The organism is Rickettsiella endosymbiont of Rhagonycha lignosa (genome assembly GCF_964031165.1).
In the GTDB taxonomy this organism is placed as follows: Bacteria; Pseudomonadota; Gammaproteobacteria; order Diplorickettsiales; family Diplorickettsiaceae; genus Aquirickettsiella.
The window spans coordinates 1,266,905-1,282,018 of the sequence record NZ_OZ035011.1; the positions used below are offsets into that span (position 1 = coordinate 1,266,905).

At 36.7% G+C, this 15,114-nt stretch carries 12 protein-coding genes and 1 tRNA gene; 7 read left to right on the top strand and 6 right to left on the bottom strand.

Annotated features, from left to right (window positions below; translation table 11 throughout):
- Positions 1-50: 50 nt before the first annotated feature.
- The 4 genes from AAHI99_RS05630 to AAHI99_RS05645 all read left to right on the top strand — a co-directional run bounded on the left by AAHI99_RS05630 (position 51) and on the right by AAHI99_RS05645 (position 5,711).
- Positions 51-1,088 (top strand): efflux RND transporter periplasmic adaptor subunit, encoded by a 1,038-nt coding sequence (locus AAHI99_RS05630; RefSeq protein WP_342227308.1) that lies wholly within the window; start codon positions 51-53, stop codon positions 1,086-1,088.
- 4 nt (positions 1,089-1,092) lie between these two features.
- On the top strand, positions 1,093-4,182 hold the full coding sequence (locus AAHI99_RS05635; protein ID WP_342227309.1) for an efflux RND transporter permease subunit: 3,090 nt from the start codon (positions 1,093-1,095) through the stop codon (positions 4,180-4,182).
- Positions 4,183-4,216: 34 nt separating this feature from the next.
- Positions 4,217-5,038 carry a 2,3,4,5-tetrahydropyridine-2,6-dicarboxylate N-succinyltransferase gene (gene dapD / locus AAHI99_RS05640; protein WP_342227310.1) on the top strand — a complete coding sequence of 274 codons (822 nt, stop codon included), beginning with the start codon at positions 4,217-4,219 and terminating at the stop codon, positions 5,036-5,038.
- A 196-nt stretch (positions 5,039-5,234) separates the two neighbouring features.
- Entirely contained in the window at positions 5,235-5,711 is a 477-nt protein-coding gene (locus AAHI99_RS05645; protein WP_342227311.1) for a DUF4440 domain-containing protein, read from the top strand.
- Positions 5,712-5,783: 72 nt separating this feature from the next.
- Here the strand turns inward: AAHI99_RS05645 and AAHI99_RS05650 are convergent.
- The 6 genes from AAHI99_RS05650 to AAHI99_RS05675 all read right to left on the bottom strand — a co-directional run bounded on the left by AAHI99_RS05650 (position 5,784) and on the right by AAHI99_RS05675 (position 10,801).
- Positions 5,784-5,868 (bottom strand) — tRNA-Leu (locus AAHI99_RS05650).
- 16 nt (positions 5,869-5,884) lie between these two features.
- Positions 5,885-6,283, bottom strand: coding sequence for a preprotein translocase subunit SecG (gene secG, locus AAHI99_RS05655; RefSeq protein WP_342227312.1), 399 nt, complete (start codon positions 6,281-6,283; stop codon positions 5,885-5,887).
- Between the two features lie 21 nt (positions 6,284-6,304).
- Positions 6,305-7,078 carry a triose-phosphate isomerase gene (gene tpiA, locus AAHI99_RS05660; RefSeq protein WP_342227313.1) on the bottom strand — a complete coding sequence of 258 codons (774 nt, stop codon included), beginning with the start codon at positions 7,076-7,078 and terminating at the stop codon, positions 6,305-6,307.
- A 13-nt stretch (positions 7,079-7,091) separates the two neighbouring features.
- A complete protein-coding gene (locus AAHI99_RS05665) occupies positions 7,092-8,411 on the bottom strand; it encodes a hypothetical protein (RefSeq protein ID WP_342227314.1) in 1,320 nt (439 codons plus the stop codon).
- A 93-nt stretch (positions 8,412-8,504) separates the two neighbouring features.
- A complete protein-coding gene (locus AAHI99_RS05670) occupies positions 8,505-9,686 on the bottom strand; it encodes a hypothetical protein (protein WP_342227315.1) in 1,182 nt (393 codons plus the stop codon).
- 215 nt (positions 9,687-9,901) lie between these two features.
- Complete coding sequence (locus tag AAHI99_RS05675) at positions 9,902-10,801, bottom strand: NAD(+) kinase (RefSeq protein ID WP_342227316.1); 900 nt, start codon at positions 10,799-10,801, stop codon at positions 9,902-9,904.
- A 206-nt stretch (positions 10,802-11,007) separates the two neighbouring features.
- Here AAHI99_RS05675 and grpE point away from each other — a divergent pair, with 206 nt between their 5' ends.
- From grpE to dnaJ, 3 genes are all read left to right on the top strand, one after another.
- Positions 11,008-11,655: a nucleotide exchange factor GrpE gene (gene grpE / locus AAHI99_RS05680; protein ID WP_342227317.1), complete on the top strand. Its 648-nt coding sequence runs from the start codon at positions 11,008-11,010 to the stop codon at positions 11,653-11,655.
- Positions 11,656-11,780: 125 nt separating this feature from the next.
- Positions 11,781-13,760, top strand: a complete 1,980-nt coding sequence (dnaK, locus tag AAHI99_RS05685; protein WP_425288711.1) for a molecular chaperone DnaK — start codon at positions 11,781-11,783, stop codon at positions 13,758-13,760.
- A gap of 141 nt (positions 13,761-13,901) precedes the next feature.
- Positions 13,902-15,053 (top strand): molecular chaperone DnaJ, encoded by a 1,152-nt coding sequence (gene dnaJ / locus AAHI99_RS05690; RefSeq protein ID WP_342227319.1) that lies wholly within the window; start codon positions 13,902-13,904, stop codon positions 15,051-15,053.
- The last annotated feature ends 61 nt before the right edge of the window (positions 15,054-15,114 follow it).

Sequence of the window (15,114 nt, forward strand, 5' to 3'; positions counted from 1 at the left end):
TAATTCTGCGTATTTCGTAAATAAAAGCGTCAAAAAAAAGATAATAATATATGTTAAAACGCTTAATTGCTTATGTATTTCTATTTGGCTTAATTGCTGCTAGTACAATTTGTCTAGTATTAGATAGTAAAAAAAACACTGCTCTAACCCCTTCTACATTGGTTGAAGCGACCCAAGTGCGCTCACAATTTTGGCAAGACACACTTCAGGCTATTGGAAGTTTATCGGCAAGCCAAGGTGTGGTTATTAAAGCTGAAACCACGGGCCGAATTAGTGCTATTTATTTCCGATCGGGTGATAACGTTAAAACGGGAGATCCGTTAGTACAACTTAATCCAGCTATTTTAAAAGCCCAGTTAGATGCAGCGCAGGCCGAAACTCAACTCAGTAAAGCCGATTATGCACGTGGTTTAACCCTTTTTAAAAAAAAGGTGTTCGCAAAAGCTGATCTAGATAAAGTTGCAGCGAGTTATCATGCTAATCTTGCCAAGCAAGCACAAATTGCAGCCGCACTCGACCAAACACTCATACGTGCACCTTTTAGTGGCCAACTAGGACTACGCATGGTCAACTTAGGGGATATCATCGATCCGAATAAACCTATCGTTAATTTAGATGTTATTAACCCATTGCGAGTTGATTTTAACATTCCTGGAACCGCCGCCAATAAAATCACTCTAGGTAGTAAGGTATTTATTCACTCAAGTGCTTATCCAGATAAAACAATTGTTGGCACTATTTATGCTGTAGATTCACATATCGATAACGACACGCGCAGCTTAAGTGTGCGAGCCAGTCTTAACAACCCAAAAAAAGAATTATTACCTGGTGCATTTGTCGATATCAACATTAATTTAGGTCTTCCAGAAACCTTAATTATCGTTCCAGAAACCGCGGTTAATAGTGATCAAAATGGCAATTACGTTTATCGCATCATTAAACAAAGAGCGATTAAAACTCCGGTCATTATTCGCTTTCATCAAAATGGAGAAATAGGTTTAAGTTCAGGCATTCATACAGGCGATCAAATTATTAGTGTCGGTGGTTTTAAAGTACAAGCCAATTCAGTCGTAATAGTTAAGAGATAGACTCATGCAATTCACTGAACTGTTCATCCGCAAACCCATATTAAGTATCGTTTTAAGTTTGTTCATTTTGCTAGTCGGTATTAAGGCATTTTTATCATTACCCATACGTTTATATCCTTCCATATCCCCTTCTGTCATAAACATACAAACCACTTATCCTGGTGCTCCTGCACAATTAATGGAAAGCTTTGTTACTACCCCTTTAGAAAATGCTTTAGGCGGTATTGAAGGGATAGATATTATGCATTCTTCTAGCAAGCAAAGTACTAGTCAAATCACCTTACAATTTAAGCTCGGTTATGATCTGACTAAAGCGATGACTAATGTCAGTAATGCAATTGCTTCAGTACGCAAGCAATTACCTAAAGAAGTATTAGACCCCGTTATTAATACCAAAGATCCAGAGGCCGATCCAACACTTTTCATTTCATTTACTAGTCATACATTAAGTCTTCCTGCAATTACTGACTACCTGGTTCGAGTTATCCAACCGCAATTACAAACTATTCCTGGAGTTAGCCAAGCACAAATATTTGGAGATAATAATTATGCGCTGCGAATATGGCTTGATCCGATAAAAATGGCTGCTCATCAAGTCACTGCTAGCGACATTATGACAGCCCTACAACAAAATAATATTCAATCAGCCTCTGGGTCACTGATTACTCCGAATCAAATCATTAGTATCAATACCAATACGGATATACATACCGCAGCAGAATTAAATAATTTAGTTATTCGGAAACAAAATAATTATTTAGTGCGGTTGTCCGATGTAGGACAAGCTGTTCTTGGTGTTGAGTCCGATGAAACTAGCGCTACTATTAATGGGAATAAACAATCCGTCATCATGGGTATAATCCCTCTTAGTACAGCTAATCCTTTAGATGTTTCCAAAGCAGTCTTAACGCAATTACCTGAATTAGAAAAAGCAGCTCCGGCCGATATAAAAATTCATTTAGTATGGAATTCAGCAAAATTTATTGCTGCATCCTTACATGATGTCAAACAAACTATTTTTGAGGCATGTTTATTTGTATTTGTCATCATGTTTTTATTTCTTGCTAATTTTCGTGCGGGTTTAATTCCTTTAGTCACTATTCCTTTATCATTAATGGGCGTCTGCGTCGTTATGTTAATTCTAGGTTATACGTTAAATGTATTAACTTTCTTAGCCTGGGTTTTGGGTATTGGCTTAGTCGTAGATGATGCAATCGTTGTATTGGAAAATATCCATCGTCATATCCGTTTAGGAAAAACACCGGAAAATGCAGCCATCATCGGCACTAAGGAAATTGGGTTTGCTATCGTCGCTATGACATTAACCTTAGCCGCCGTTTATGCGCCCATCGGTTTTATCAACGACATGAGCGGTATATTATTTCGTGAATTTGCGTTCACTTTGACTGCAGCAGTGATTATTTCAGGCTTAATTGCTTTAATACTTTCACCGATGATGTGCGCTAAACTTTTGAAACATGAAGTGGCCTCTCGTTTTAGCCTAAAAGTCGAGCTTTTTTTTAATGTCATGATAGCCACTTATAAAAAATATTTACTTTTAGCAATAACACATCGAAAAAAAATGTTAAGTATGGGAGTAATAATTTATTTAGTTTGTTTCGGATTATTTAAAACCTTACCTAGTGAGTTAGCTCCGCAAGAAGATCAAGGTTTCATCATAACTGCTGTATCTGGACCTACATCTGCTAATCTAGCCTACATGGAAAAGTATATGGCTAAAATTCAAGCTATCTATAAATCCATGCCCGAGATAGATACTTTTATTAGCTTAATAGGAAATCCTATCACTAATAACGCGCTCTCTTTTTTAATTTTAAAGCCTTGGCAAGAGCGAAATAAATCTAGCGCCGATATTATTCAAACTTTATTTAAGCGTTTTTGGGGAATCACGGGTCTACAAGCATATTCATTTAGTCCTCATGCCTTACCTGGTGCAACGGGCCATGCGCCCTTGATGTTCGTTCTTAAGAGTACCGATAGCTATGATACCTTGAATCAATTAAGCAATAAATTCCAATTAGCCATTACAAAAAATAATCCGCGTATTTTAGGTCTACAATCCGATCTCAACATGGATGCTGAACAAATCCAACTCAATATTGATAGAGATAAAGCCAATTCATTAGGTATCGCCATGCGTGACATAGCAAATAGTTTAAATATACTTATTGGTACACCACAGGCAAGTCTTGTAAACTGGGATGGTCGTAGTTATCAGGTAATCCCACAATTATATAGAAATTTTATGAGTACCGATCAACAACTAAAGCTCATTAATGTACGTGGACAAAATAACAAACTGATTCCTTTAGCTAACTTCATCAATATAAAAAATTCTTTTACCGCCTTAAGCCTCAATCATTTTCAACAATTACGTTCCGTTACTTTGAGTGCTAATCTTGCTCCAGGTTATACCATTGGTCAGGCAGTCCATTATTTGACACAAATGGCAGATAAAATTCTTCCTCAAAATGTTCAAATTGATTTTTCAGGAGAAACACGTCAATTTTTTCAAGCAGGAAATAGTATGGAGCAAACCTTTTTGTTTGCATTGTTATTTATTTTTCTAGTCCTGGCTGCTCAATTTGAAAGCTTTCGCGCACCTTTTATTATCCTAATAGCCGTACCCTTATCGTTAACTGGAGCTTTATTTGCACTGCATTGTGCGGGTGGAAGTTTAAATATTTATACGCAAATTGGATTAATAACTTTAATTGGGCTCATTACTAAGCATGGTATTTTAATTGTAGAATTTGCCAGACAATTACAAAAACATCGACATGTTTCTGGGCAACAAGCTATCATCGAAGCCTCTGCATTACGTTTACGTCCTATTATCATGACCACAACAACTATGTTATTGGCGGCCGCTCCATTGGTAATGGTGAATGGGCCAGGCGCCCATGCACGCAATCAATTGGGTTGGGTAATTTTAGGGGGAATGTCTGTCGGTACACTTTTTACCTTATTTATTTTGCCGGTAGTCTATACTTTGATTTATTATTCCAAATCAAGTCCTGATAAAATTAATAAACCAGAAGGTAAAACCGAAACAATTACTGCAAACGAATAATTATTTTTATTTAAATTCAAAGAGTCTCTCATCTATGACACCATTAAAAACGATTATCGAGAAAGCTTATCAAAATATAAATGAAATTAATCCTGAAACGATTGACGATGCAAGTAAATCAGCAATTCTAGAAGTTATTCAGTTACTCGATAAAGGTAAACTACGGGTCGCTGAAAAACAACATGATCAATGGTTAGTCCATACATGGATAAAAGAAGCTATTTTACTATCTTTTCGTATCAATCAGAATGAATTATTTAATGCGGGTTATACACATTACTTCGATAAAATTCCGCTTAAATTCTCTCATTATGATAAACAGCAATTTCAACAACAAGGTCTTCGCGTCGTACCTAATGCCTGTGTCCGTCATGGGTCCTATATAGGTAAAAATACTATTCTCATGCCTTCATTCGTTAACATAGGCGCTTACATTGATGAAGGTAGCATGATAGATACTTGGGCAACCGTAGGTTCCTGTGCACAGATTGGTAAACATGTGCATTTATCAGGCGGCGTAGGCATTGGTGGAGTATTAGAACCATTACAAGCCAAACCAACCATTATTGAAGATCATTGTTTTATTGGTGCGCGTTCTGAAATCGTAGAAGGTGTCGTGGTTGAAGAAAATAGTGTCATTGGTATGGGTGTGTTCATAGGAAGTAACACGCCAATTTATAATCGCAAAACGGAAGAAATTATTTACGGACGGGTTCCTAAAGGCTCAGTCGTGCTTGCTGGAAGTCTGCCTTCTAAAATGGGGCACTGTCATCTTAATTGCGCCATTATTATCAAACAAATTGATGATCGCACCCGAGCCAAAGTTGCAATTAATGAATTACTTAGAGATAGTTAAAGTATATTCAAAGCAGTTTGATTTTTGGCAAGCTGCGAAAATGGAGCAAACACAGTGTATTATAATATAAATGAGGATTGCGGATTGCGCAGCAACACAACAAAAATTCAAATGAGAAGAGTATAATTGCAGAGATCAAATAACTAGCCTACTATTATTACTAAGTCTAACTATTTTTTTCCTAAGGATTTTCCTAATGCAAAAGAAAAGTATTATTACAGTCGTTTTATTAAGCGGCTTATTAGCAATGTCTACCGTTATGGCTATGAGCTCAAGCAGGCATATCGCTTGTGTTAAAACTAACCCCCAAGAGATTGCCGCACTATTCGATCGCTGGAACAACTCTCTTAAAACCAGAAACCCAATTAAAGTTAATGCGAATTATTCGGATAATGCCATATTATTGGCAACCCTATCCAACAAACCCAGAGTAAATAGTGCAGAGCGGATTAACTATTTTAAAGATTTTTTAACAAAACACCCAGTCGGTAAAATTGATTCACGCACAATAAAAATCGGATGTAATAAAGCTATTGATACAGGTTTATACACATTCACATTGAAAGATGGAAAAAAAGTTCACGCCCGTTATACATTTACGTATCGATGGGATGGACACAAATGGCTGATTTCATCCCATCATTCATCTGTATTGCCCGAAAAAAAAGAATAACCGTTTTTAAATAAAAATAAAACAGCAGAAAAAAGTTACGGTTGGTATTGATGTATTTAATTTTTAAACAGTTGGTGCCGAAAGCCGGACTCGAACCGGCACAGCTTGCGCCACCGCCCCCTCAAGACGGCGTGTCTACCAATTCCACCATTTCGGCAATAATACGAACAATATTAAGAAAATTCAGACGGTAGAGGATAGGATTGTTGATGGTCGATATTTGCTTTTCCTGTATTTTTGTTTAAAGATAAATTTTTCTCTGCATTATTAGTTTTATTAACAATGGATGATGATTGCAGGGCCATGTTGGCTAAATTTTGAATAGGATCCTGTCTAGTGGTATGTCCCGCTAAATATCCTAAACTAAGGCTAGTAACAAAAAATAATAATGCGAGTAAACCGGTTAATTTAAGTAAAAAAGAACCTGATCCTTGGCTGCCAAAGACTGTCTGTGAAGCAGCGCTTCCAAAAGTCGCACCTAATTCAGCACCTTTACCTTGTTGTATTAGAACCAAAGCAATCAATGCTATCGAAATAATAACGTGCATTAAAACTAAAAACTGTTGTAGCATATTATATAAAAATACAAAAAATTAAACTTTATGGCCTGTTGTTGAAGCAAGTATTTCATAAATGCGGAAAAACTCTGCAGCATCTAACGAAGCGCCGCCAATCAATCCACCGTCAATATCTGGCATTTGAAACAAAGCTTCAGCATTGCTAGCTTTAATGCTGCCACCATACAGGATAGGTAATTCTTGCGCAAGATCCGAACCCAAAAAATTAAGTTGTTCACGTAAAAATTGATGTACTTCCTGGGCTTGCTGAGGTTGAGCAGACAATCCTGTACCAATCGCCCAAACGGGCTCGTAAGCGATAATAGCTTGTTTTAAAACATCACTCCCGTAGTCCACAATTTTTTCTAATTGCGTTTGCAATACAGCATAGGTTTGATTTGCTTCACGCTCAACTAAGGTCTCACCTACACAAACGATTGGAGTAAGACCCGTTCTTATGGCTAAGCTAAATTTCTTTGCAATTTGTGCATCTGTTTCCCCATATAATTGGCGTCGTTCTGAATGACCTAACAATACATATTGACAACCAAATTCACATAACATCGATGCTGATATCTCTCCAGTGTAGGGACCTTCGGGTTCAGCTGCCATATTTTGACCGCCCCATTGCAACTTGGTTTTATTCAATAACATCTGGGTTTGATTAAGAAAAACGTAAGACGGACAAACAACTATATTTACATTTGATAGTTCTTTTTGTTCATAATCCACAATTTTATTTAATAATTCAGCAACAGAAGTTTTACTTCCGTGCATCTTCCAATTGCCAATGATATATTGCTTACGCATAATTAGATTCCTCTTACCTATTCATTGTCGAATAGTTAGCGTTTAGTCTAGCATATTCAGGCCTCAGCAGGTCACTGCTTTCATTAAGGGAAATTTCGTCCGCACTATTTATTGAACCCCGAAAATTAGTATGATTAAAAAAACGACAACGCACTCTAAGCTGCTTAAAGAATTTTATTATTTTGTTACTAGGAAAAAACCGATCTTCTAATTGTTCTTGTAAATCTTTTAATCTAGCAATGTCCTGGGCCTGTAATTTGCAAAACTCAAACAAATAATCAAAAAATTGTTGTTGTAATTGACGCTTATCTGAAATAGAAAGCGTTAAATCATTGTTTAATACTGATGGTAAAGTTTCTAATATTAATTCTATTTGATGAAAAGTAAGCCTAGAAAATATTTTATTGCACCATTGCTTAAAAAAATGGAAAGATTCTATTAAATTACGATGAACTAAGCTAAATTTAAACCTATTAAAAAATATAAAACGTAAAATTATAATGTAACCTTTTGTCTCTTTTTCAAACAGTATGGTGGATAATTTTTCAGCATTTATTTTTTCAACTATTACATTGATTAAATGGGTATAATGTTTGATTTTAAATTGATTTGAATTTTCACGTTCAAACACTATCTGTAACCATGTTCCAATGGTACTCCAGATAAAGCTATATCCATTACGTTGTGTCTGAAAAACTAATGTTTCTAAACCAAAATGGGTGATTGTATCAATTATTTTTTTACAAATTTTACTCAAATAAATAATTTGACTGGAATGCAAACTTTCATAAGCAATCAGATATAACAGTTTGTGAAGGATATTAAATCCAGTATTTTCGGTATTTAAAGTTAATTTGCTTATGGTAAGTATACTGGCCTTATCAAAAAACAGCTCTATGCTTGCTGCCATTGCCATAATTCTTTTGCTATTTTTATCCGAGATGACAAAATCATCTAATGTAAATTTTATTAGCTCACCAAACATATAATAAACCCAAGTCATTTGCTTGAAATTATTATTAAAAAATATCTCTTCGATAGTTTCGACTTCTGTTTGTGACAATAATAAATGCAGCAATTCAAATAGGCGCTTACTTTGATCGACAGTTAGACTTTTATTTTTTATAAAAATAAGCATGAACATCGGGATTATGGAAAGTTCAAGCGCATTTTTACTTAACAAAAATTTTTGTATCCAGCTGGATCGAACTTGTTCAAAGTGCAACTTAATCAAGTTTGGATCAGGAATACAGAGGCAGTAGCCTTTTTTAAAAAGCAAATCAACTAATATTTTCCGCGTGCCTTTTTGATTGTCTAATCGACTCAGCAACATAAACTTCCTTGTTATTTTCGGGGGATATACTAACTTAACCAAATGTTTTTAGCACTAATGCATCAAGAAATCAGATAACAATAATTAATAACATTAGTTTATTAAAGATGGGGAACTGCTTTCCAAGCAATTATCTTTAATAAGCTCATTCTCTTGCCGGAATGTAAATAAACTTAAACTCGAATTTACCAGTGCACTTATAGAGGAGGTCATAGAAGCAGAATTGCGAGCAGGAATAAAACTAGTTGAAGAAACTATAGTAGTAAATATTCCAATTGGAGCCATAGATCCTTCACTCTCGCTATTCTCAATAGACAAAGCTTCTGTTTCGTTTGATTTTCTATTAAAAAGACTATTAACCTTTTGTTTTATTCGGGAAAAAAAAGTAGCTTCAGTGTTTTCTTCAAATTCTGGATCACTCCATTCTATTGTAATGGCATTGTTTTTGTCTGCTTTAAAAAAGCCGATAGTATTAATCGTTAAAAATGTTACAAGTGCTACTCCGCCTGCTATGGCTGCAGCAATATTCAACCCTAGCAGTGGAATGAGAAAAATCCAAAATATTATTCCTGCTCCAAAAGCAGAGAACAAAGCAAAATCCCACGATTTAAAACAATCTACAAAAAATCGCTTAATATGATGGTTCTGCCATTTGTGTTCTTTTACTTTAACCCCTCTAGACTCATGCCATTTTGTTTCTTCTTTTAAATAATTCTCAAGTTTTATACTATTTGCATCTTGTTTAAAACAATCTCGATAAACATGTTGATTACCATGTTTATCTGTACAAAAGAAATAACACATCCCTCCTTTTATTTCTAAATCTATAGCCAATATAGAAAGCTTTTCTAAGAATTTCGCTTGATTAATGCGTGGCGCCTCATTGGTTTGTGCTTTTCTAATCTCTTCAATTAAATCTTTCTTCTCCTCCTCAAAAAGATTAAAGAAATCATGTCCGGCTTTTTTTTCTCCTTTTTCGTAAATAATAATAAAACCATGATCATCGAGATTAATAATATCGCCTTCTAATTCATTCAGATGCGGAACACGTTTAGCAGTAAATGCTGCTTGAATATTTCTGAAAAAACCATGTATATGGTTATTATTCGCCGCCCCCATAATCCGAATATCTTTGTTTGCATCATCATGGGAAGTTTTTTTTGGGTCTGAGAAGATATTAGGGTTGCTGGGTTTTAAAAAATGTACTTTATCATTTCCATCTTTAAAAGGGACTAAAATGGATGTCCCACTGGTATCAAGTTGGTTGTTTATCAACCAATTCTGTGCTGTTTTTAGATCAGGAAAAACAGTAAGCTCATTGACTTGACTGTCATATTTAGGTGGAGCTATAGGCATAAAATTTATTCTTTTTGTTATTATTTTTTATTTGCAAAGAATACAAAAAATTATAAAAATTTTCAATAAAAAATATTTATTTATGGGATAGAACGCTATATACAGAAATACAATGAACAATTTTTAAATTTTAATTATTTAGTATGATTGTGTTTATGCCAATGTAACTTGGTACGTAATGTTTCATAATAATTATAATCTAAGGGATGAATTAATTTGAGTGCTTTAGCATTTTTTTGAATGTTAATGTTTGCACCTATAGGCACTGAAATTCGTTCTTGACCATCACAGCTTAACCAAGGGGCAGCGGTACTGTGCGTATCAACATGAATTACAATGCGACTTTTTGATGAAACCACAATCGGCCTTGCGCTTAGTGTATGTGGAAACATGGGAACAAGTACAATAGCGTCAAGTTGTGGGTATAAAATCGGTCCGCCACCAGATAAAGCATAAGCTGTTGATCCGGTCGGTGTTGCCACTATTAAACCATCCGCTTGCTGAGCACAAACAAATTGGTCATCAATCATAATAGAAAACTCGATCATACGCGCCACATTGCCTGGCATTAATACTACTTCATTTAAAGCAATCCCTGCTTGCTGCTTATCTAACTGCATAGCTATCGTGGCATTTAATAAAAAACGATTTTCCTCTTGGTAATTGCCGTTTAATACTTCGCCTATCTTTTTTTCTAAATCTTGGGGATGAATATCGGTAAGAAAGCCGAGACGACCGCGATTAACGCCTAACACTGGCGTATTATGTTTTACAGCACTATGTGCTGCATTAATAAGACTTCCATCACCTCCTACTACAATCAGCAAATCAACTTTTTGTGCTAATTCGTCACGTTTGCATGATGTAAATTGGCGATTTTTAAAACAACGTGCAGTTTCTTCTTCTACCAAAACTTCATAGTGATGGGATTGCAAATAATCTAATACAGCGATGAGTGTATCACTGACATCCTTCATTCCTTGCCTACCGATCAAACCGATGGTTGTAAAAATTTTGCTCATAACTTTATTCATACATTTTTAAGATTGGCGATATCCTGGTCGAAACTATTCAGGTAGTCAACTGGAATACTAGTATAGTAGACCTGATTAAAATTTTTATCCCACTAAAGTCCAAACTCTTGAATCCAAGCATTAGAGTCTCCATTATTTATGCATGTGCCTCTATTCTAATATAGAGTAGTTATCTCTTTCTTTAAAAAAATGGGAGCCTGTCAGAAATGACTGAAAAAGAACCATCTAAAAAATCCACTTGGGAAAAGCTCAACATTGCAGCAAAACAAGATACTTCTAAGTCTCCTAATGAGGAAAAAGCTGCTTCTGCAGAAAAGGAAAAACCCGATCAGGAGAAACAATTAACTCATCCTTCTTACGAAGCCCTAGAAGCGCAGTTACTGGCGACGGAAAATCAACTTAATGACTCTAAAAGCCAGTTAATTAAGCTTGAGGAGCAAAAAATTTATCAACTGGCAGAAATGGACAATATTCAACGCCGCACTAAACGCGACATTGAAAATGCCTACAAATTTTCATTAGAAAAATTTATTAAAGAATTACTGCCGGTAAAAGATAGTTTAGAAACGGCTCTCGCACACGCTAAAGCTGAAGAACAAGATGCTGCTTTATCAGGAATCCAACTCACGCTTAAACAACTACAAAGCCTATTAGAAAAAAACGGCGTAAAATCGATAGAGCCTGCTGGTCAAGCTTTCGATTCGCATTTTCATGAAGCAATGCTCGCTGAAGAAAGTGATGAGTTGGCTCCGAATACAATTATCAGGGTACTTCAAAAAGGTTATTTACTTCATGAAAGACTGATGCGGCCTGCTTTAGTCGTAGTTGCAAAAGCTAAAGAGAAAACTTCATGATCCTGTATCTTGAAAATTAAACTTCCTAACCCAATTTTAGTAGGAGTTGTTAATTTTCAATCAACCAATCATTTTCAACTCTATTGATACCAGTAAAGAATGAGCTACTTAACGCGGAGAAATTTATGGCAAGTGCACAACCAAGAAACACTATAATCGGCATCGATTTGGGTACTACCAACTCGTGTATGGCCATCATGGAAGGCGGTAAACCAAAAGTAATCGACAACAAAGAAGGACGGAGAACGACTCCCTCTATTATTAGTTTTGACCATAACGAGATTAAAGTAGGTGAAGTGGCAAAACGTCAGTCTGTCACCAAACCTGCAGAAACCATTTATGCAGTAAAACGTTTAATAGGTCGGAAATACGAAGATGATGCCGTACAAAAAGATATCAAGATGGTTCCCTATAAAATCGTTCCTGCTAAAAATGGAGATGCTTGGGTAGAAGTCAACGGTAAAAAATTATCGCCTCAGGAAGTTTCTGCGCAAATTTTAATGAAATTAAAAAGAGACGCTGAAGCTTATTTAGGATATGAAGTAAAAGAAGCGGTTATTACTGTACCCGCCTATTTTAACGATTCACAACGCCAAGCAACCAAAGATGCCGGTCGCATCGCAGGACTTGAAGTTAAACGAATTATCAACGAACCCACTGCTGCAGCGCTTGCCTATGGACTCGACAAAAAACGTGGCGACTCTACAGTAGCCGTTTATGACTTAGGTGGTGGTACTTTCGATATTTCTATTATCGAAATCGCTGAAATCGATGGTGAACATCAATTTGAAGTGCTCGCTACCAATGGCGATACCTTTCTCGGCGGTGAAGATTTTGATCTACGTGTTATTAATTATTTGGCAGACGAATTTAAAAAGGATCAAGGTATTGATTTACATAACGATCCGCTTGCGTTACAACGTTTAAAAGAAGCCGCTGAAAAAGCGAAAATTGAACTCTCTTCAGCCCAAGAAACAGATATCAATCTTCCTTATATTACAGCTGACAGCACGGGTCCTAAACATCTACAGATTAAATTAACTCGAGCTAAACTTGAGTCACTGGTAGAAGACTTGATTACACGTACCATTGAACCCTGCAAAAAAGCCATTAAAGATGCCAAGATTTCTCTCGACAAAATATCGCAAGTTATCTTGGTTGGTGGGCAAACGCGTATGCCGAAAGTACAAGAAGTCGTTAAAGCTTATTTCGGAAAAGACGCTCGTCACGACGTTAACCCGGATGAAGCAGTCGCTATTGGTGCTGCTATTCAAGGTGGTGTATTAGCAGGTGATGTCAAGGATGTCTTATTACTCGATGTAACTCCACTTTCACTAGGAATAGAAACCCTAGGTGGAGTAATGACTAAATTGATCGACAGGAACACTACGATACCCACAAAGAAAAGCCAAGTGTTTTCAACCGCTGAAGATAACCAACCTGCAGTTACGATTCATGTACTGCAAGGAGAACGTGAGATGGCTTCGGCGAATAAAACATTAGGTCGTTTTGATCTCGCTGACATTCCACCTGGTCCACGTGGGACACCACAGATCGAAGTAACCTTTGACATTGATGCGAATGGTATTATCAACGTATCCGCTAAAAATAAAACCACCGGAAAAGAACAAAAGATTGTGATTAAATCCGGTAGTGGTTTATCTGAAGCAGAAATTCAACAAATGATTAAAGATGCTGAAGTACACGCTGATGACGATCGTAAATTCCACGAACTCATCCAGACCCGTAATCAAGCGGATAGTTTGATCCATAGTACAAGCAAAGCCATAACCGATGCCGGTGATAAAATCAATGCGGACGAAAAAGCTCAATTAGAAAATTCTATAAATGCATTAAAAGAAGCGCTGAAAGGGACTGATAAAGAAGACATTGAATCTAAGCTTAAAGAGCTTACTGAGATTTCTGGCAAAATGTCTGATCGCCTTTACGCACAACCAGAGGCTGGAGCGACCGATGCTGGAAGTCAAACGGAAACTGCTCAGGAAAGTGCTAAAGACAACAAAGACGACGTTGTTGATGCGGTATTCGAAGAAGTGAAAGATAAAGACAAGGATAAAAAAGATAACGATAAGGACAAAGAATAAGCATTCGCCTTCTAGTTACTAGCTGGAGACTGCAGCCAGTAACTAGATCGTAACATCTATATCCATTAAAAATTAAAAATCTCAAAATCCCTTGTTATGTAATTTATTCGCAGGGGATTTTCTATCTTTGGTTCTCTACTTATGGCAAAAAAAACTGATTATTACGAAACACTGGGTGTGTCACGCAACGCAGATGAGAACGAACTAAAAAAAGCTTATCGCAAGTTAGCGATGAAATATCATCCTGATAAACATCATTCTGCTGAAGGCAAATCAGCAAAAGATGCTGAAGAAAAATTCAAAGAAATCAGTGAAGCCTACGAAGTGTTATCAGACCCTAATAAACGTGCCGCTTATAATCAATTTGGTCATGCTGGTGTAGATGCTGCCGGCATGGGTGGCGCACAAGGGGCACATGGATTTAACTTTAATGATGTTTTTGGTGATATCGGTGATGTCTTCGGTAATATTTTTGGTAACCGTGGTGGTCCACAACAAAGCCAGCGTGCACAACGTGGTGCCGATTTACGTTATACCTTAGAATTGGATCTAGAATCCGCGATTCATGGTACAACCGTACAAATTCGTATTCCACGTCTTGTGACCTGTAAAAGCTGCCAAGGATCGGGGGCACGTAAAGGGACTAAACCCGTTATTTGCAAGACCTGTGAAGGGCAAGGACAAGTTCGCATTCAACAAGGTTTTTTCACCATTCAACAAACCTGTCCTGAATGTCACGGTGAAGGTCGTATTATTACTGATCCTTGTCCAGAGTGTCGTGGACAAGGTCAAATTCAAGAAACTAAGACTTTATCCGTGAAAATTCCAGCCGGTATAGACGAAGGCAATCGCATTCGTTTAACCGGCGAAGGTGAAGCCGGTAGTCGTGGCGCACCTGCTGGTGATCTCTATGTACAAATTCATCTAAAACCACATCCTTTATTTAAACGTGAAGGTAATCACTTGTATTGCGATGTTCCTATTAACTTAACGCTTGCGCTATTAGGTGGCGATATACAAATTCCCACTTTAACTGGGGTGGTAAACTTACATATACCACCCGAAACCCAAAGCGGAAAAGTATTACGTTTACGGGGGAAAGGAGTTCCTGGACGCCCTGGAGCAACAGGCGATCTTCTTTGTCGTGTTTTTGTAGAAACACCGGTTAATCTGAACAAAGCACAGAAAGAGCTGGTCATTGCGCTTGAAAAAGAATTACAAAATGGTAATCACTACCCTAAAGCCGGTTTATGGTTTGAAAGTGTCAGGAAATTTTTCAGTAAGCAAAACTGAAACTCGAAAAATTGAATTAAAAAAGGTATGATCGGACAATCAAAGACTCAGTATGGACGCT

What these genes read in the sequence shown, in the direction of transcription:
- dnaK (WP_425288711.1), top strand. Translation starts at nt 11,781, where the DNA reads ATGGCAAGTGCACAACCAAGAAACACTATAATCGGCATCGATTTGGGT.
- AAHI99_RS05675 (WP_342227316.1), bottom strand. Translation starts at nt 10,801, where the DNA reads ATGAATAAAGTTATGAGCAAAATTTTTACAACCATCGGTTTGATCGGT.
- AAHI99_RS05630 (WP_342227308.1), top strand. Translation starts at nt 51, where the DNA reads ATGTTAAAACGCTTAATTGCTTATGTATTTCTATTTGGCTTAATTGCT.
- tpiA (WP_342227313.1), bottom strand. Translation starts at nt 7,078, where the DNA reads ATGCGTAAGCAATATATCATTGGCAATTGGAAGATGCACGGAAGTAAA.
- AAHI99_RS05645 (WP_342227311.1), top strand. Translation starts at nt 5,235, where the DNA reads ATGCAAAAGAAAAGTATTATTACAGTCGTTTTATTAAGCGGCTTATTA.
- AAHI99_RS05635 (WP_342227309.1), top strand. Translation starts at nt 1,093, where the DNA reads ATGCAATTCACTGAACTGTTCATCCGCAAACCCATATTAAGTATCGTT.
- secG (WP_342227312.1), bottom strand. Translation starts at nt 6,283, where the DNA reads ATGCTACAACAGTTTTTAGTTTTAATGCACGTTATTATTTCGATAGCA.
- dapD (WP_342227310.1), top strand. Translation starts at nt 4,217, where the DNA reads ATGACACCATTAAAAACGATTATCGAGAAAGCTTATCAAAATATAAAT.
- grpE (WP_342227317.1), top strand. Translation starts at nt 11,008, where the DNA reads ATGACTGAAAAAGAACCATCTAAAAAATCCACTTGGGAAAAGCTCAAC.
- dnaJ (WP_342227319.1), top strand. Translation starts at nt 13,902, where the DNA reads ATGGCAAAAAAAACTGATTATTACGAAACACTGGGTGTGTCACGCAAC.
- AAHI99_RS05665 (WP_342227314.1), bottom strand. Translation starts at nt 8,411, where the DNA reads ATGTTGCTGAGTCGATTAGACAATCAAAAAGGCACGCGGAAAATATTA.